This window comes from Acinetobacter sp. ANC 4558, assembly GCF_002135375.1.
GTDB lineage: Bacteria > Pseudomonadota > Gammaproteobacteria > Pseudomonadales > Moraxellaceae > Acinetobacter.
The window spans coordinates 1-17,512 of sequence record NZ_NEGH01000014.1 but is presented as its reverse complement, the minus strand read 5'-3'; the positions used below and the strand labels follow the sequence as shown (position 1 = coordinate 17,512).

27 protein-coding genes and 1 pseudogene are annotated in these 17,512 nt (G+C 38.1%); 27 read left to right on the top strand and 1 reads right to left on the bottom strand.

What is annotated here, in order from left to right; genetic code table 11:
- From B9T31_RS14965 to B9T31_RS14850, 25 genes are all read left to right on the top strand, one after another.
- Complete coding sequence (locus B9T31_RS14965) at positions 1 to 558, top strand: hypothetical protein (RefSeq protein WP_086182740.1); 558 nt, start codon at positions 1 to 3, stop codon at positions 556 to 558.
- An 83-nt stretch (positions 559 to 641) separates the two neighbouring features.
- The gene (locus B9T31_RS14960; protein WP_086182739.1) at positions 642 to 845 is read left to right on the top strand and encodes a hypothetical protein; all 204 of its coding nucleotides are present in this window, start codon (positions 642 to 644) and stop codon (positions 843 to 845) included.
- 475 nt (positions 846 to 1,320) lie between these two features.
- Positions 1,321 to 1,635 carry a hypothetical protein gene (locus B9T31_RS14955; RefSeq protein ID WP_086182738.1) on the top strand — a complete coding sequence of 105 codons (315 nt, stop codon included), beginning with the start codon at positions 1,321 to 1,323 and terminating at the stop codon, positions 1,633 to 1,635.
- 71 nt (positions 1,636 to 1,706) lie between these two features.
- The gene (locus B9T31_RS17845) at positions 1,707 to 1,883 is read left to right on the top strand and encodes a hypothetical protein (RefSeq protein ID WP_171264776.1); all 177 of its coding nucleotides are present in this window, start codon (positions 1,707 to 1,709) and stop codon (positions 1,881 to 1,883) included.
- The gene (locus B9T31_RS14950; protein WP_086182737.1) at positions 1,873 to 2,310 is read left to right on the top strand and encodes a hypothetical protein; all 438 of its coding nucleotides are present in this window, start codon (positions 1,873 to 1,875) and stop codon (positions 2,308 to 2,310) included. Before B9T31_RS17845 ends, B9T31_RS14950 begins: the two co-directional genes overlap by 11 nt.
- Positions 2,270 to 2,911: a putative metallopeptidase gene (locus tag B9T31_RS14945; protein ID WP_086182736.1), complete on the top strand. Its 642-nt coding sequence runs from the start codon at positions 2,270 to 2,272 to the stop codon at positions 2,909 to 2,911. Before B9T31_RS14950 ends, B9T31_RS14945 begins: the two co-directional genes overlap by 41 nt.
- A gap of 58 nt (positions 2,912 to 2,969) precedes the next feature.
- Positions 2,970 to 3,491, top strand: a complete 522-nt coding sequence (locus tag B9T31_RS14940) for a DUF2280 domain-containing protein (RefSeq protein ID WP_086182735.1) — start codon at positions 2,970 to 2,972, stop codon at positions 3,489 to 3,491.
- Positions 3,451 to 4,737, top strand: a complete 1,287-nt coding sequence (locus B9T31_RS14935) for a terminase large subunit domain-containing protein (protein ID WP_086182734.1) — start codon at positions 3,451 to 3,453, stop codon at positions 4,735 to 4,737. Before B9T31_RS14940 ends, B9T31_RS14935 begins: the two co-directional genes overlap by 41 nt.
- Positions 4,738 to 4,741: 4 nt before the next feature.
- Positions 4,742 to 6,178, top strand: coding sequence for a DUF4055 domain-containing protein (locus B9T31_RS14930; RefSeq protein ID WP_086182733.1), 1,437 nt, complete (start codon positions 4,742 to 4,744; stop codon positions 6,176 to 6,178).
- Complete coding sequence (locus B9T31_RS14925; protein WP_086182732.1) at positions 6,175 to 7,299, top strand: minor capsid protein; 1,125 nt, start codon at positions 6,175 to 6,177, stop codon at positions 7,297 to 7,299. Before B9T31_RS14930 ends, B9T31_RS14925 begins: the two co-directional genes overlap by 4 nt.
- Positions 7,296 to 7,598, top strand: coding sequence for a hypothetical protein (locus B9T31_RS14920; protein ID WP_086182731.1), 303 nt, complete (start codon positions 7,296 to 7,298; stop codon positions 7,596 to 7,598). The genes B9T31_RS14925 and B9T31_RS14920 overlap by 4 nt, the downstream gene beginning before the upstream one ends.
- Positions 7,591 to 7,746 carry a hypothetical protein gene (locus B9T31_RS17840; RefSeq protein ID WP_171264775.1) on the top strand — a complete coding sequence of 52 codons (156 nt, stop codon included), beginning with the start codon at positions 7,591 to 7,593 and terminating at the stop codon, positions 7,744 to 7,746. Before B9T31_RS14920 ends, B9T31_RS17840 begins: the two co-directional genes overlap by 8 nt.
- Complete coding sequence (locus B9T31_RS14915; protein ID WP_086182730.1) at positions 7,743 to 7,952, top strand: hypothetical protein; 210 nt, start codon at positions 7,743 to 7,745, stop codon at positions 7,950 to 7,952. Before B9T31_RS17840 ends, B9T31_RS14915 begins: the two co-directional genes overlap by 4 nt.
- 121 nt (positions 7,953 to 8,073) lie before the next feature.
- The gene (locus tag B9T31_RS14910) at positions 8,074 to 8,538 is read left to right on the top strand and encodes a DUF2829 domain-containing protein (RefSeq protein ID WP_228146064.1); all 465 of its coding nucleotides are present in this window, start codon (positions 8,074 to 8,076) and stop codon (positions 8,536 to 8,538) included.
- A 76-nt stretch (positions 8,539 to 8,614) separates the two neighbouring features.
- The gene (locus B9T31_RS14905; RefSeq protein ID WP_086182728.1) at positions 8,615 to 9,355 is read left to right on the top strand and encodes a DUF6651 domain-containing protein; all 741 of its coding nucleotides are present in this window, start codon (positions 8,615 to 8,617) and stop codon (positions 9,353 to 9,355) included.
- An 18-nt stretch (positions 9,356 to 9,373) separates the two neighbouring features.
- Positions 9,374 to 10,336, top strand: coding sequence for a major capsid protein (locus B9T31_RS14900; RefSeq protein WP_086182727.1), 963 nt, complete (start codon positions 9,374 to 9,376; stop codon positions 10,334 to 10,336).
- Between the two features lie 30 nt (positions 10,337 to 10,366).
- Positions 10,367 to 10,810, top strand: coding sequence for a hypothetical protein (locus B9T31_RS14895; RefSeq protein WP_139840928.1), 444 nt, complete (start codon positions 10,367 to 10,369; stop codon positions 10,808 to 10,810).
- Between the two features lie 4 nt (positions 10,811 to 10,814).
- On the top strand, positions 10,815 to 11,189 hold the full coding sequence (locus B9T31_RS14890; protein ID WP_086182725.1) for a hypothetical protein: 375 nt from the start codon (positions 10,815 to 10,817) through the stop codon (positions 11,187 to 11,189).
- Positions 11,186 to 11,557, top strand: coding sequence for a glutamate 5-kinase (locus tag B9T31_RS14885; protein WP_416202544.1), 372 nt, complete (start codon positions 11,186 to 11,188; stop codon positions 11,555 to 11,557). The genes B9T31_RS14890 and B9T31_RS14885 overlap by 4 nt, the downstream gene beginning before the upstream one ends.
- A 9-nt stretch (positions 11,558 to 11,566) precedes the next feature.
- The gene (locus tag B9T31_RS14880; protein ID WP_086182724.1) at positions 11,567 to 11,959 is read left to right on the top strand and encodes a hypothetical protein; all 393 of its coding nucleotides are present in this window, start codon (positions 11,567 to 11,569) and stop codon (positions 11,957 to 11,959) included.
- Complete coding sequence (locus tag B9T31_RS14875) at positions 11,956 to 12,390, top strand: phage tail terminator-like protein (RefSeq protein WP_086182723.1); 435 nt, start codon at positions 11,956 to 11,958, stop codon at positions 12,388 to 12,390. The genes B9T31_RS14880 and B9T31_RS14875 overlap by 4 nt, the downstream gene beginning before the upstream one ends.
- Before the next feature lie 151 nt (positions 12,391 to 12,541).
- Entirely contained in the window at positions 12,542 to 13,075 is a 534-nt protein-coding gene (locus B9T31_RS14870) for an antA/AntB antirepressor family protein (RefSeq protein ID WP_086182722.1), read from the top strand.
- Positions 13,076 to 13,166: 91 nt separating this feature from the next.
- The gene (locus tag B9T31_RS14865) at positions 13,167 to 14,090 is read left to right on the top strand and encodes a phage tail tube protein (protein WP_086182721.1); all 924 of its coding nucleotides are present in this window, start codon (positions 13,167 to 13,169) and stop codon (positions 14,088 to 14,090) included.
- A gap of 54 nt (positions 14,091 to 14,144) precedes the next feature.
- Positions 14,145 to 14,648, top strand: coding sequence for a hypothetical protein (locus B9T31_RS14860; protein ID WP_086182720.1), 504 nt, complete (start codon positions 14,145 to 14,147; stop codon positions 14,646 to 14,648).
- Positions 14,649 to 14,950: 302 nt separating this feature from the next.
- Positions 14,951 to 15,637, top strand: a complete 687-nt coding sequence (locus B9T31_RS14850; protein WP_086182718.1) for a hypothetical protein — start codon at positions 14,951 to 14,953, stop codon at positions 15,635 to 15,637.
- Between the two features lie 30 nt (positions 15,638 to 15,667).
- Here B9T31_RS14850 and B9T31_RS14845 read toward each other — a convergent pair whose 3' ends face one another.
- The gene (locus B9T31_RS14845; protein WP_086182717.1) at positions 15,668 to 16,255 is read right to left on the bottom strand and encodes a hypothetical protein; all 588 of its coding nucleotides are present in this window, start codon (positions 16,253 to 16,255) and stop codon (positions 15,668 to 15,670) included.
- Positions 16,256 to 16,384: 129 nt separating this feature from the next.
- On the opposite strand from B9T31_RS14845, the pseudogene B9T31_RS14840 reads away from it, so the two are divergent.
- Both B9T31_RS14840 and B9T31_RS17835 read left to right on the top strand, forming a co-directional pair.
- Positions 16,385 to 17,155: pseudogene (locus B9T31_RS14840) on the top strand (KilA-N domain-containing protein); the annotation flags it as partial.
- 114 nt (positions 17,156 to 17,269) lie between these two features.
- A complete protein-coding gene (locus tag B9T31_RS17835) occupies positions 17,270 to 17,431 on the top strand; it encodes a hypothetical protein (protein ID WP_171264774.1) in 162 nt (53 codons plus the stop codon).
- The last annotated feature ends 81 nt before the right edge of the window (positions 17,432 to 17,512 follow it).

Below are 17,512 nucleotides of genomic sequence, written 5' to 3'. Positions count from 1 at the left end.
ATGAATGCGATGGTTAATGCAGAAGAAAAGCAAGAAAAATTAAGCAACCTAGAATGGCTTGGTCAACAATTGAGAGCTAAGACTGCAAATTACGAGGCAGAAGTACCAGCAACTAATAATTCTTCAATAAATTGGGAGGATCGTTGCGGAGCAATTGCATTTCTGCCAAACGATGAATCTAAGGCTTATGCTTCAATTTTGGTGTGGGGAGATTATCGAGATAATACAAAGCAATATGCTGTGGTTGTAGACTATATTGCGGAGTATATCTGGCGTATGGTTCAGGAGGAAATGAACAAGAAACGAGATACATTTGATATGATTAAATTTTGCAAACATGTCGCAAGAATGGAGTTATTTTATTCATTGCGTCCAGCGTTACGCGAGTATCATACACTCAAAGGACGTTTGGTTTTTTCTGGGATTGATTATATTGAGCCAAATACATATTCAAAGAGATATGGTTGGTTGTGTGACGCGGTAGCATTGTTGCTCAAAGAATTACATGATGAGATTGAGCATTATGTAGGTAGTTATCGCAAACAATTAAAAGATTGACTTCCTAAATGGATTTAAGCTATAGTTTTACTATACTGGTCGTATTACGGTTTATCCGAGACCAATGAATAAAAAGGCTAAATATGAATTCACAGGATTTACTAAAACAGTTAAATGACTTAGTGAAGTTATCTGATGAATTTCCAGAACAAGCTATGGAAAAAGTTGAGAATTTCACTGTTCCAGAAGAATTTCAACCAATCCTAAATGCGGTAAAAGAATACATTGAAGTGAAATATGGTGATTTATATGAGTTTTTAGAAAACTTACATAAAGATCAAACTTAAAACACTTTGATTGGTTAAGAAGCTCACAGAAATGTGGGCTTTTTTGTTGTCTGAAATTTATAAAGGTGCTTGTGACATCCACAAGTAATGGAGTTGGAGAACGATCATGCCAATATTTGCATAAACAGTTTTTAAGCTACGTTTAGGCTCCACGAAAGAGAGTACAACCCATGCAGTTCATCGAGCATGAATGGGATATGTAGGAAAGTTAAATCAAAATTGGGAGTGATGCCCCACCCAAAAAAGAGAACACCGAAACCGAAAATTGATTAGTAGTGTGCCTATTCACTGGCAGTCAAAGTAGGGAGTAGCTATGGACCACAGCATAGGGCTTCTGTGAGTGCTTTAAAACCGTAAAGATTTTGTTTACAATGTGTTGAATTATAACATAAAAATAATTTAAATATAATCTATCTTCTTTTTTTAAAGGTGTGTAATTTGTAGAAATCACGCAATTTTAAGGAGGGTGGTATAAATGAAAGTTGGACATATAGGTGGTATTTCTGATGGTCAATTCATAGATCTTCTTTATGATAGATCGAGACCACTTGTAATGGAGTGGACTCATTATGTTAGAAATAATGATCAGATTAGTATTGTAAGTACGGGTTTACAGAGAATTATTACTGAAAATTCACCAAAATTTGATTTGTATAAATTAATTTTACTAAAGCACAATAATGAAATGAAATATTTTTATATTTTTAAAGATTTTAGTATGGATCAAATACGTGAAGTATTAGCTAATTATTGGGATTTATCTGATGTTGTTGGGTATGATTTAGATTAGTAATAACCATTTAATATTAATTTTTAAGACCACCTTTGGGTGGTTTTTTTACGCCCAAAGAAAGGTATCACATGGTCGATAAAGTAGAAGCAAAAAGCAATTTAAAGCGATATGAAGCTGAAATTGAGAAATATCAAAGTCTATCTCGTGGATTAATGACTCGTGATGAAATGGTCTTAATTGATAAGAAAATTACTCAGTTAAAAGAATGGTCAAAGAACCTAAAAGTTCAATTAAATGGAACTTAGCCAATACAAAGCTCTAACCAAGAAGAAGCTAATTAAGCCTAAACCAAGAAATAGACCACTGCCTAAGGCAACTGAAAAATATTTAGAGGCTGAAGAAACGCTATTTCAAGAATTAGAAGAATATCTCATTGGCTATCGCCGTAAGTTTCAATTTGAATCAACCAGAAATTGGCGCTTTGATTTTTATATTGTGAAATTAAATCTTCTTATTGAAATTGTGGGTAGTCCGTGGTCGGTTGGTCGTGGCGGAAAAAAGATAGCGAATTCATTTAATAAATATGATCTTGCTGAAGATATGGGTTACAAGATTGAGCGTTTTAATCCACATACGATTGAATCAGGACAAGTGATTCATTGGATTAAGTCTCAGTTGGAGAGATTAGAAGATGGACCAGATCAGACCATTCCCACCGACGGATCTTATTGATCAAGCCGAGGAAGAGGAAGCTATTCGCTTGGCTCCTGCAATTGATTTGAAAGAATGGGTCGTTGCTAATTTTTTAACGGTTGGTGGTCACTTACATAATCCAGATCATGATCATATTGCTGAGCTCTTACATGACAATGAAGAATTCTTAGCATTCGCCTGGGCGTCATCTGCCGCCGTGGCTAAAAAGAGAATGGTGTTAGGTCAATGTGAAAAAGTGATGTTTAACCAAGGTGGATGGAAGAAAGCTCGTCAAGAACAACAAATGCGTGATTGGTACGGCTTTGTACCACAGTATTTAATTACCATTGATGCAAGCTTTTGTGAGCAAGCTACAGACCATGATTTTTGTGCTTTGATCGAACATGAGTTGTATCACATCGGTGTTGAACGAGATGAAGATGGTGAAGCGATTTATAGCGATAACACAGGCTTACCGAAACATTATTTAGCTGGTCACGATGTTGAGGAATTCTACGGCGTAGTGAGACGTTGGGGAGCGAGTGAGAATGTTAAACGCTTAGTCGAGATCGCGAAGAATCCGCCGTTTGTATATGATTTTAATGTATCTGCGTGTTGTGGGACATGTGCGATTAACTGAGCCGAGAGGCTCTTTTTTTTGCTTATCTTGCTTTACGTAGCTTTACGAAGAGGCATTTATGGCAACACTAAGAGAGCCTGTAAAAATCTTTATAGTTCAATCTCTTGCTTGCTTTGAAACCCCTCAACAAGTAGCAGATGCTGTAAAGCAAGAATTTAATATCGAAGTACAGAGGCAACAGGTTGCACTTTACGATCCAACAAAAGCAACAGGTAGAAACTTAAGCAAGAAACTTAAAGAGCTATTTCATAAAACTAGAAGTGATTTCAAGACGAATGTTTTTGATATCCCATTAGCCAATAAAGCGGTTCGCTTGAATGAATTACAAAAAATCTATAATGAACCTAAAATTAATAGAATTTTAAAAACTAAATTAATTCGACAATTCAAAGATGAAATGCAGGGTTATGAAATACAGCTTTTAGATATCCAGCTTAAACAGCTTGAGATTGAAAGAATTAAAACAGGTGATGGTGACGGCGCTGACGATCCGACGCCAGTGAAAGTGACCATTCAGGTTGTAGATGCGAGTAAAGACGATGCCGAACATCAACCCGACACTGAATGTACCTCAGGCTAATTTTTTACAACTGGAGAATAAGTTTCGTGCGTTTGTGGCTGGCTTTGGAAGTGGTAAAACTTGGGTCGGATGCTCAAGTTTGTGTGATAAGTCTTGGGAATTCCCTAAAGTGCCGCTGGGTTATTTTGCGCCAACCTACCCACAAATTAGAGATATTTTCTTTCCTACGATTGATGAAGTGGCATTTGATTGGGGGTTGAAAACCAAAATCTACGAATCAAATAAAGAGGTCGATATTTACTATGGTCGTCAGTATCGAAGCACTATTATTTGTCGATCGATGGAGAAACCTCAAACTATTGTAGGTTTCAAGATCGGTCATGCTTTGATTGATGAGCTGGATGTCATGAAAAAGGACAAAGCTCAACAAGCATGGCGGAAGATCATTGCACGTATGCGTGTAAAACATTCTGGTTTAATTAATGGTATTGATGTTGCGACTACACCAGAGGGATTTAAATTTACCTATGAGCAGTTTGTAAAAGAAGCGAACTCAACTCCAGCTAAACGAAAGCTTTACGGCATGATTCAAGCATCTACTTATGACAATGCGAAGAATCTTCCCGAAGATTATATTTCATCATTGTTTGAGTCATATCCGCCACAGCTAATCTCAGCTTACTTAAAAGGTCAGTTTGTTAACTTAACCAGTGGTGCTGTTTATCCTGATTTTGATCGAAAGCTCAACCATACAGATGAAGAGATTCAACCTAGAGAGCCTTTGATTATTGGTATGGACTTTAACGTACTTAAAATGGCTGCCGTGGTGTATGTGATACGTGAAGGTAAACCACTAGCACTTGATGAGTTGGTAGATGCTAGAGATACACCGACTATGGCAAAGCTGATTAATGAGCAGTTTCCATTTCATGAAATTACAGTGATACCTGACGCTGCTGGTCAGGCAAAGTCCTCAAAAAATAGCAGTGAATCTGATCATGCGATTTTAAGGGAGCATGGTTTTAGAGTTGAAGTGAATGGAACTAATCCAGCAATTAAAGATCGTATAAACGCCGTGAATGCATTGATCTTAAACGGCGATGGTGAGCGCACATTGAAGGTAAATACCAATAAATGCCCACGTTTTACTGAAACGTTAGAACAGCAAGTTTATGACAAATTTGGCATGCCAGATAAATCAGCTGGACTAGATCATGTGGGTGATGCTGGTGGTTATCCCTTAGTGAAGCGTTTTCCGATTATTAGACCGGTTACCCGAATAGATTTACCTATCTTTGGATTCTAAAATTATGAGCATTACAGCAACACATGCTGACTATGATAAGCACATTCATACTTGGAATAAGTTAGATGATGTCTGTGATGGTCAGGAAGCGATTAAACAAAAAGGTAAAGAATATTTAAAACTGCCTTCTTTATTTGCATCTAAGAATGATCCAACAGGTGAGCTGCGTTATGCAGAATATTTGCATCGTGCAATTTTCCCTGGGGTGGCTTCAAGAACATTGGCAAGTCATATTGGTCTAGCTTTTGGGAAAACGCCAGTATTCAATCGTCCTGATGGGATTGAATATTTAGAGCGTAATGCGGATGGTGCAGGGCGTTCTATTTATCAATGCTCACAACGTGCAACACGGCTGATAAATCGTAATTATCGCTGTGGTGTATATGTAGACTTTCCAAATGTGGCACCAAGTAAAAATCAAGCCGAGGAAAAGAAAAAGAATGCTTTTCCGATGATTCATATTATTGCTGCAAAATTTATCCTAGATTGGGATTATTTAATTGTTGGGAATCAGAAGAAACTGAACTTTGTAAAAATCAAAGAGTTGGTACGAGAGCGTGAAGATTTCAAGGTAAATACGTTTGAACAATACCGTATTTTGCGATTGGAAGAGGGTGAAAGTAAAAATCTGATTTACACCATACAGGTGTTTAAAAAGAACGATAAAGGCGAATTGGTTGAAGGTGAAAAATACATACCGACAGATTATCACGGTCATACATGGGACTATATTCCATTTAGCTTTTGTGGTGCGATTGATAACTCAGAGGAAATTGGCACGGCGCCATTGTATGAACTGAGTATGATGGAGCTATCTTATTACGCCAGTACAGCAGATGTTGAGGAATCAGCCTTTATTGTCGGTCAGCCGACTTTATGTTTTCCCTCTATTTCTGAAGAACAATATCGATTAATGAAAGAAAGTGGTGTAGGTGTAGGCAGTCGATCAGGGATTCCTACTGATGCAAAAATGGTTCAAGCTGAAAAGAATGGCTTGGCTTATGAGCGTATGCAAGATAAATGGAATCAAATGAAAGAGCTAGGCGCTCGTTTGATTGAAGTAGGTTCTGCAAATAAGACGGCAACACAAGCAGATAATGATAATTCAGTGCAACATTCCGTTTTATCTTTAGTTGCAGCCAATGTTTCAGAGGCTTTTACCAATGCATTACGCTGGTGTGCGAAGTTTTCCATGCCAGCACATGATTTTCCTGTAAATGAATTAAGCTTCACCATTGCTCAAGACTTCAATAAGCCGAAGTACGATCCAATACGTTCACGTTTGATTTATGAAGCATGCATTGCAAATGAGTTACCAATGTATGTTTGGTACAGCTATGAACAAACAGGAACATTCCCAGAGGATAAATGGGATGACATTGTGAAAAAGATCGAACGCCGTAACGATGGTGGTTTGGATGATGAGGATGAATCCGTATGAGCAAGTCAGCGCAAAAAGCCTTAATTGATGCGCTGAGCCAGCATTCAGCGTATTTGTACCGAGCATCATCTCAAAGCATTAACGAGCTTACGGCGAAGTTTAATCAACTCTCACGAGAACAATTATTCAAGTTGAGTGAATTACTCGATGAATTAAGTGATGCCGAGCGTAAAGCACTGCAAAGCCTTAACTTTGATCGTCGAGCAAAGAGCAGTCGTCGAATTGAAGAAATTAAAGCAATTCTAAAAGATTGGTTTAAATCAATTGATCAAGACCTATCCGAAAACTTTAATAAATCTGCCACGGCGTTAGCAGTTTATGAGGCGTCATACACTGCTAATCTGATTACTAATGCTACCGCTGTTGTAGCAGGTGAGAAGATTTATAAAACCATCAAGAGTACGCCGTTTTCGGGTGGACAATTGGTCGATGAGTTATTTTCTGATATTGCCGGTTCACTTCGAAAGAAAGTTGAATATGTTATTCGTGATGGTATTTCCCAAGGCCAAAGCAATCAGCAAATTGTTCAACGTATTAAAGGTAAGAAGTCACTGGATTATAAAGATGGAATTTTAGAACGCACTGCATCTGAAATAGACCGACAGGTTAGAACAGCACGTAGCCATATCAGTAATGCAACCTACATCGAGACTTATAAAGCTCTGGGCTATACATATGTAAAAGTGGTTGCCACTTTAGATGGTCGAACCTGTAAATACTGTGCATCCATTGATGGTGATGTCTATCGGATTGATGATTCAACTCGACCACGATTTCCAGTGCATCCGAATAATCGTACAACTTATATCGGTTGTGACGAAGACGGTAACGTTACTGGCAAACGTCCATTTGTCATGGATGAACGCAAAGTTAAAGATATTCCGAAAGATGAGCGTTCACAACTTATTGGACAGTTAGACGCAAATACGTCATTTAAGGAATTCTTTGAGCAATCCGATGAGTTTTTTCAACGAACTTGGTTAGGAAAAACCAAGTATGAGCTCTATAAAAGGGGCGAGTACAGTTTAGACAAGTTTGCAGATCCGTTGAATAAGCGAGGTTATTCGTTAACCGAGTTGGAAGCACTGGATAAGCAAACATTTAAGGGGTTGGGGTTGTGATAAAAATTTATGAAGTTGGAACCTATGAGCAATATGAGGAAGGATTTCATGCGTTTTATCGAACACAAGATGAATGTAAAGCTCTTAAGGTATTAGAACTCGCCCAAACATATTTAAAAAATGCACCACATGAATTGGGCCCTCATCATTCAGATGAAGAATTTCGAATATTCAAAGATCAATGTAGAAAGTTAGATTTAGACTTTCAGAGAGAATCTAAAGCTAAGGATTTTTCAATATCAAGATATTTTTATGACTTGTATACGATAGAAATACGGAGCTTTGAAACGAATGATTAAATTAACCACATCTGTTTTAGATATTAATGAGATTCGCTACATATTGAGCATGGATCTAATTCTTCCACCATTTCGAGCGAATGCGCTGCGCCGTCAAATGATGTGGCTTAGCTTGGGGCAAGAAAGACGAAAGGCGGTGGTGTTATGACTAAAGTTAAAACTAGACCACTGGTTGTTAAGCGTATTGGCAATAAATTAGCTCTACACGATGAGCAAACAGGTGAACTATTACAGGGTCAAATATCCGTGGTGCTTGAGAGTCATTCAGGCATGCCGCCAAAAGTCACAGTCACTTTTGATGCGTGGGGAGCACACGGCGTTCGTTTTGAAGATGAACCACGATTAGAGCAGTAGATTATTTAATTAACCACGGAGCCAATTGGCTCTTTTTTTGTGAGTAAAGAAAATGAGTAAGAAGTTATTAGCAGCATCAATGATTGCATTTATTGGCAACAAATCAGTATTAGCCGTACCAATGACACGCGGTGAATACAATGAATATCGTGATTGGACTATTCCTGAAAATGAAGATCCAGCTGAACAGGGTTATTTAGTGGAATATGTGGATGGTGGCAAACCAAATGATGATCGACACGCTGGTTATATTTCTTGGTCACCTAAGGATGTTTTTGAAAACTCTTACAAGTCTAGCGGCTTGCTCAACTTTGGTGATGCTATAGCAGCGTTAAAGGCAGGGTTAAAAGTTGCACGTAGTGGTTGGAATGGTAAAAACCAGTATGTGGTTGCTCAAGCTCAAACCACTATCACAGATGCCTCAAAAATTTGGAACCAACACAACAAAGCGCATGCTGAAAAATTAGGTGGTCAAATTGATGTTGCACCATATTGCACATTAAAGACAGCGCAAGACACACTCGCTATGGGGTGGACTCCTAGTACAGGTGATTTATTCGCAGAAGACTGGGTAATCATTACCTAAAAGAACAATCCAAATCACAGCACCTTTCGAGGTGCTTTTTTAATGCCAGTAATTTACAAAAAAGGTCAAAGGACTTATGAAACTCAAACTAGATGAAAACGGCAATGTCGTTCTTCAAGATGGAAAGCCTGTCTATGTACACGATGATGGTACCGAAATCGCTTTTGATGCACCGCAAACGGTAGCAACAATCTCTCGATTAAATAGCGAATTAAAAACCACACGTGAAAACAAAGAAAAAGCTGAAACCGCTTTAAAAGCATTTGATGGAATTGATGATCCAGCTGCTGCTAAAACGGCGTTGGCTACAGTTAAAAATTACGATGATAAAGAGCTTGTTGATGCAGGTGAAGTCGAAAAAGTCAAAGCTGAAGCAATTAAAGCAGTAGAAGAAAAATATGCTCCGATCGTGCAACAGCGTGATGATCTTCAAAATCAGTTACACGGCGAACTTATCGGTGGTGGTTTTGCTCGATCACAAATGATTAAAGACAAAATCTCGGTACCAGCCGACATGATTCAAGCACAGTTCGGACGTAACTTCAAAGTCGAAAATGGCAAAGTGGTTGCTTACGACAACAATGGTCAACAACTTTTCTCACGTGCACGTCCTGGTGAATTAGCTGACTTTGATGAAGCACTAGGCTTGTTGGTTGATGGTTATCAATTTAAAGACCAAATCTTGAAAGGCGGTCAAGGTAATGGTGGTGGTTATCAAAATAATGGTGGTCAGGGCGGTAATGTAAAAGCATCACTCGCTGACTGTAAAACAGATGACGAAAAAATTGCTTATTTAAAAAATGCAGGCACTCAATAATTTTAGGAGTTAGAACTCATGCCTTTTGATTTACAGGTATTTAATAAACAAACACAAATCGCAATGACTGAAACAGTTGCTCAGGATGTTGCGAAATTCAACGAAGCATCGCAAGGCGCTATTACATTGATTAACGAGCCATTTAATGGTGATTTCAATATGAAAGCATCATTTAAAGCGATTCAAGGAATTGTACGCCGTCGTAATGCTTATGGTAATGGTGCTGTGACAGCTAAACGACTTGAGCAGTTGCTTGATGTTGCAGTAAAAGTAGCAGCAGGAACACCACCAATTGAATATGAAAAACAGCAATACCTATGGTTATTACAGAACCCAGAGCTTGCTGCTTTAACGATTGGTGAGCAACTTGGTAAAGCAAAAATTGCCGACATGTTAAATGCAGGTATTTCCGCAGGTGTTGCAGCAATTAGCGGTCAAACCAAGTTGGTAGAAGGTGATGGCACGACAGATGCTTCCTTCCGTTTACTCAACAAAGGCGCTGCACGAATGGGGGATCGCTCGGGTGCGTTACGTGCATGGGTGGTTCATTCAACGGCGATGCATAATTTATTCGATAATGCTTTAGCAAACAGTGAACGACTATTTATGTATGACGGTGTAAATGTTGTACGAGATCCGTTTGGTCGTTTATTTGTTGTGACTGATTCACCGTCATTATCAAGCACATCAGGAAGTCCAGCGGTAACCCACTACAATTCATTAGGACTTGTTGAGGGCGCGATAGCGATCAATGATAACAATGACTTTAATGCTGAATTAGTGCCGACAACTGGTAGTGAAAACTTGAAATACACCTATCAAGGTGAATGGTCTTATGGTGCAGGTGTGAAGGGTTATGCTTGGAATACTGCAACTGGTGGAGCATCGCCAAACGATACTGCGATTGCAACCTCTACAAACTGGAAATTGATTGCAACTGATTTAAAAGATACGGCTGGTGTATTGGTGAAATCTAAATAGAAAGCTTGCCCCATTTAGGGGCTTTCTTTTTTGGAGCGGAAAATGAATTTTAAAAAAATATACTTCACAGATGATTTCTCGACAGAAAATATTGAAAAATTGCAAAGCGATGGTTGGGTTTTACGCAAAGCATCAGCGGTAAAAGAAGGTGATTTCATTGAACAGGCAGATGAATACGGCGGTGAAGTCCCTAGTCACTACAAATCTCAAAATCAACAAATTGCTGTTTCGCTTAATGCTGAAATTGCACCAGAACTACAGCAAGCTATTGATGATGCAAAAGCAGAATGTGTAAAGGTTATTGCTGAAAATGTGGCTCTAAAGACTGACATGGAAAAGGTTATTGCGGAGCGTGATGCACTTAAGGCTCAAGTCGTGGATCTAGAGGCTAAAGTTAAAAAACCAACTGCTGCTGAGTTAAAAGCCGCTAAAGCTGCGGAAGATGCAGCTAAATTAGAAGAACCAAAGGAATAACATCATGAGCTTTATCACAATTGAACAAGCTGAAGCGATTTTAGGGGCAGATTTCGCCGATGATGGTGATAAAGCTCGATTGGTGAAGTTAGCCAACACATGGATGAGGAATGAAATTGGTTTTGTTCCTGATCCAATTGATCACCTTTTACAGGATGCAACCTGTGAAATTATTAAAGGTATTCAGGCAGGTGTTATCTATGCAGGTGTCGCAAGGCAGACTACAAGTGAAAGCGTAAAGGCTGATACGGTGCAAGTTACGGAAACTTATTCTGAAGGCAGTGTTGAAGTATCGGAATATGAGCAAATAGCGAAAGCCTATATAGCCTCATTAGGTTTAAAAAATAAAAGCTTTACGTTTGAGGTGTTTCGAAGATGATTAAAAGTAAAATTCAAGCCAAAGTAGCTAAAGCATTTAACTCAAAATTAGCCGACGCCGTGGATACTTTCACTTGTATAAAAGAAATTAAATCAGGTCAGTTCGACTATGCAACTCAGACCTATCAAACAACTAAAAAAGAAGCGTATAGCGGTAGAGGCGTTCTATTTGGCTCATATTTAAAAGATATGGTGAAGCCTTTGGATTATCAAATCACAGACTGTAAAGCGACAGTGCTTCAAAATGAAGTAAGCGCAGTACCAGTAATATCTGATGTATGGACCACGGCGAAAGGCAATTTTAAAGTGGTGAATATTGGACAAGATCCAACAGGCAGTATTTGGGTTTGTCAGTTAAGGAAAGTGTGAGTCAATGCTATGGGCTGGACTGGAAAAAAACCGACTGAGTTTGCAATACAAGTATTAAAAGATGGTGATGAGCATTTACGCCGTGTAAGTGGTGAAATGTTGCAAGCAGTTATTCTTGGTAGTCCTGTAATGGATGGTACCTATCGAGCTAATCATCGTGTATCCATTGACAATCCGAGTTATGAAACGGTTCAGGGTGATAACAAAGCACCTAAGGGCACATTAGACCAAACCACATTTAATGATGGTGCAAAAGAGATTGCAAAAGCACATATAGGCTCATGTGTTTATATTCAAAATAATCTGTCATATGGAATAGCAATCGAAAACGGCCATTCAGGACAAGCACCCGAAGGGGTGTATGCATTAGCATTTCAGCTTATTAGTGAGAAATACAAATGATGACGAATACGGAAGGCTTACAGGCTATTCTTATGCGTGTTGGTACATTTACTGGAATGCCTAAAAAGTATATTCAATTGGCAAATAATGAGCTTTATGAAGGTCAGCCATTTGAAGCACCTGAAAAAGAATTATGGGCTAAAATTACAGTGAGTAATGCAGGGAAGTTTATCTCTGGTATAGGCAATAAGCCTTGCACTCGAACTACTGGCATTGTCTTTATTCAGTTATTTGCGCCGTTAAATTCAGGTACATATGAGTTATCGTTATTGGCTGATAAGTGGGTTGAGCATATGGAGTTTTATAGTATTGGTCATTTAGAAATGATGGAAGCCAGTATTATTGATGCTGGTCATACCTCGGTGATTGGAAATCCTTCCGATTTGAGCTTCTATCAATATAATGTGAATGTTGCTTACAGAATTAATTAACTCAACTCTTTTTCTAAACCGTCCTCCTTGGGCGGTTTTTTTATGCCTGAAAATGGCAAGCACTGGCTAGAACGACGGTTTGAAAAGCGTATTTTCATGTTCATACGCCTGCCAGTTTTTTATTTTGAACATGTGTATAAGAGGAAATCTTATGAACATGATGGTAAATCCAAAACAGCAAACTCCATTTATTGAAGTTGAACTAAATGGAAAAATCCAATTAGGTGTGAATGCTCGCGACTTACACAAAATGCTAGAAGTTAAAACAGACTTCTCAGACTGGATTAAACGTCGAATTAAGCAGTGTAAATTTGAAGAAAACTTTGATTACACTCTGCTCCTCAAAAAAGAGGAGCAGGTGTCAGGTGCAAAATATTTAAATGAATACATCATCTCAGTAGATATGACTAAACATCTTGGGATGATGGAGCGTAATGAAAAAGGTCATGAAATCCGTAAGTACTATATCGAACAAGAAGAACTAGCACGTAATCTCAAAAATGGTTTGCAAGTACGTATCGGTAAGCTTTCAGCACAGGTTGAATTGATTACACTGGGTTTATCAGAAGCAGGACGTTTTCTATCAGTTAATGGAAAGCAGACGAAACCAGCTATGTTGAAAGAATTGGATGAGTTAATTAAAGAGGCGCAACCATCCTTAGATTTTAAAGAAGATGAAGATTAAAGAAATTTAAACCTCTATGGTCAAAATGACCATTCAGCCTATCCACCTCCTTAAAGGAGGTTTTTTTTACGTCTAAATTAAGGAGGACTCAATGAGTTCTGGAGCTAAGATTCGCCTCTACTATGCAGAGGAAAAAACACCTGAGGTCTTACCTGATACACCGATATGGAAAACAGTCCGCCGTGTGACAGATGGACTTTCGGAATCTGTGACAACAGAGACTTCATCAAGTGTTGCTGATAATCGCTTTCGTCAAGGTGGGCTTGCAACAGAAGCAGAAATTACAGGTAGCTTAGAGGTAGAACTATCAGTCGGTCTATTTGATGACTTTTGGTCAGCCGTTGCCATGAATGAATGGGATGATCAAGGTGTACTGCTATTTGGTGGAGATGTTCGCAAGACATTTACCCTGGTTAAAGTATTTGAAGATATCGGGCAAATCTTTATTTATCGCGGTATTCGTATTGGAGAAGCCTCTTTATCGATTGCAACCACAGGAAAGATTACGGCGAACTTTGGCATGGTTGGGACTATTTTTGAAAGAAGTGCAACTAGTCCTGTACTTAATCCATTACCTGTACCTGAAGAAGTCTTAATTTCAGCCTTGAATGTCGGTGATCTTAAGGTGAATGGTGAAACGGTTATTGGGAAAGCATGTATGCAGACGCTCGAGCTTTCTATCAATAATAATCTTGAAGCGATCCGCTGTATTGGTTCTAAACGTCTCACAGCGACCACGTACCTAGAAAAGATCGTAGATATTACAGTCAACACGCAGTACATGTTCTCAGCGCAATCAGCATCGTATTTAGACTATGTTAAATCACGAGACACAATGCCATTAGAGTTTTCAATTGAAGATGAGAGTGGTGGTAATGGATATGCCTTTGAATTCCCGAAACTAGAAGTATCGGAGGCAAATCATCCAGATGGTGGCGGTGAAGACACTATTACGTTGGATGTGAATTTTAACCATATTCGTGTATCGCCAAAAATCACACGATTGAAGTTATAAGAGCAGAATAATACCGCCTTGATAGGCGGTTTACTTTTTTAGGATCAAAGAACCATGGCATTAAAAGTCGAAATTCAAAAGAGTGAAAATATTTCCCTTTGGAAAGAATATAAAGATGAAGAAGGCAATATTCTTGCCGAGTTTAAAATACGTGGACAGTCTTACAAGCCATATCGTGTGGCCTTAGAGCGTGCGCAAAATCAAGTCGCGCATAAGGGTTATGATGTACCAATGGCACGTGCTGACGATAAGCTTTATCACGAGTTGTTATTAGAGGCTACAGCTTGCCATTTGATAGAAGATTGGAAAGGTGTAGTTTTTCTTGAAGATGGTCAAGAGGTTGAGCCGACTTATTCAACAGAGAATGCAACCAAGCTTTTAAACATGGGTGATATTGGTGTTGCGATATGGGGCTTTGTAATGTCACATGCTGAGAAGATTCAAAACGAAGCAGATCGAGTTAAAGCTGATATTTTGGGAAAGTCACAATCCTCTACCAATGGCACAGCTCGGACATTGGGAAGACCGAGCACCAAAAGAAACAACTCCAAGCGTTAGGGGTAAGGATTCCAGAACCGCCAGAATATAGCTATGTGGCGAATATAATTTTAAGTGCGTTCAATGTGATTTCTCGATCACGCTCATATGAATCTGGTGTTGCCTTGCCTTTAGACAGCAGTACTATAGAAGCTTACTTAAATCTTCACGATGCGCCGTGTGAAATGCATATTTTTGTTGAGAGTATTTTTGTCCTGGACAATCTATTTTTAGACAAGGTTCATAAGAGAAGCCAATAAATGATTAGTTTCTTTTTCAACTAATATTTAGTATCTTGATCTCATTCTAAAAGGGTGGGTTTTATGAAAAAAATATTAGGTGAACTTTTTGGGGTAACCATGCACTCCCCAGTAGCAAGGGGTGAGGTTCGTGAGGCACTTAGAAATCAATTAGAATTTAAGGCAAAATTACAAATCGATCAAAATTTAACAGAAGAGCAGGCGTTTTTAGAGGTGGCTGATATTTTTGATGCTTTTTTTGCAAGCATTTCTGAAGAAGATAAATCTAACTTTGAGAGAATTCATGCAGAAGAAGCCCGTGTCGCGCCTAAGGAGTGGTATGGCAATATTGGTATAAATGGCTGTATAGACAACTCGGAATTTACTGAGGCGGGACAAGCAGGTGAACTGTATGGAATACAGGTTATTTATCCATTCGCAAGGGATAATATTAGAAAGCTTGTTCAAGCAAGAAGCGAGCTAATGAAATCTATAGCAAATACCCAAGGCATTAGCCTGTATCAAGCTTCGAATGACTTAAGTGATGTGCAGGTAGAATTTACGAAAAAATTCAGCTTCGAAGATCAAGAAATCTTTTTAAACTTGATGACCGATGAAATGATTGCTCACACAAATGCATTGAACGACGAGACCGCTATAATAAATCAACAAACCCTAGAGCAGGAGATTTCAAATAGCAATCTTACAGGTATTATGGGCGGGGTAATTGTATTTGCATGCCTAATCATTTTATTTTTTATGTTTAAGTAGGAAAATTAAAGCATTGAGAGATGTTTTTGATTAAATGTGGTTGGGCACAACAACCACAATTCCTTCTAATGTTTGTACTTTATTAAAAAGTTCGTCATTTCGGTGGTTGGATATATGAGTTTCAATAATGTTTTGTCTTACAAAACAATCTGTTGTTGCTGATTTTAAGCTTCCGATTGCTAGTAAATAATATTTATCAATAGTTGCCTTTCTTTTTGATACTGTTGATTTCTCTATATTGTGTATATAAGCGTTAATATAGAATGCTGTATGAGCATCACATTTAAAATCATTTAATATTTTAAATATTTCAGATAGATTGCTATTACCAAGTAACATCCAATATGGGGACATATCGAATATGGTTTGATGTAGTAAAGTTAATCTTGATTTTGCGGTTTCTTGATTGTATGAGTGTATTATAATCTCATAGCAGTTACGAACAATTTGTAGTTGTCTTAAAAACAAATTATTTTGATTAACTAAAGGATTTTGCTCTGAAGTTAGCCGGCAGACATCTATCATAGCTACCCTCTCATAGGGTGCTAGCAAAATAAACATTATATTTTTTTCAAGCTCGGGCGCATATTGTTTTAATATTTTTTCTACATTACTCATTCAATCCGCCTTATTGCTTTGGATATTTTTGGTCTATCTTCTGTTTAAGTTCATCCCAGTCTTTGGATTCTCTCATGATGTCGATTACAGATTTGATGTGGGCTTCAAGCAAGTGGTGGTCTTGATAAGCATAGACCAACTTACTTTATCCGTAATGAACAAACACAAGCTTTAATTTCGGAAATTGAAGCTGAGCATTATGATGTTGGAAATCCGACATCATCTAAAAAAAACCACTGTGAGAATTCTCACACTGCCATAAAAGTTATTAATGGTGGTGTTAATAGAGGGACTTATGTTGTAGAAGATTTAGTGTATTCATATGCAATGTGGATTTCTGCAAAGTTTCATCTTATTGTAATTCGTGCTTATAAAATGTTAGTGATGCAATGGAAAATAAATGATCGCAAGTCCATTTCACCTGAGCAACAAGCTTTACTACATGAAATTGTAGATCGTCGGTCTAAAGGTGAGCGTAAGATTTACGCTGAAATGTGGAGTCGCCATAACCGACATTTTAAAATTCCACGTTATGCAGAGCTTCTAGCAATTCATTTTCCCGAAGCAATTCATTATTTAGAAACTATGGAATTAAAGGCTAAAACACCTGTTAAGCAAGATGATTTAGTGCAGATGGATAAAAACTATCACAATAATGTTCAGGGTTTAGCATGGCATATGCTTTGGATTCGTGAATGGTGGAGGCAGTTTGGCGAACCACTTAGAGCACTTAGCCCAAACATGGCTTCAGCTATCAATGATCATTTTACTGATGGTGCGATGTTTGCATTTCATTTTATTGATAAAGAATATCTAAAAAGACAGCACGAAAGATTTGAGTACTATCAATGGCATTTAAGTTGTACTGAACGTATGGCATTGGAATATAGACGCAAGTAAAGTTAAAAACCTCTTTCGGGAGGTTTTTTATTACCTCAAAAAAGCAAAAAGCCCGTGACTGCAATCATGGGCTTTTTTGTTTCCTACAAATTGATCAGGAATAAGTAAGAATCTATGACTAAGTTTACCAAAGGTAAAGTAAAAATACATCCACAAGAGGGCGTAGAAATGGAAGGAAATTTGTCACCATATTTAAGGTTTTGTATTGGAACAGCAATTTTATTGTTTGCAGCGAGTCCATTTTTATTGGCTTTGTCTTATTTTTTGAACAATTAATGTAGATAAGCATTTGAATCAGTAGCGCCTAAAGGGCGTTTTTTTACGTCTAAAGGAAAGCGAAATGACAGAACAAAAGAG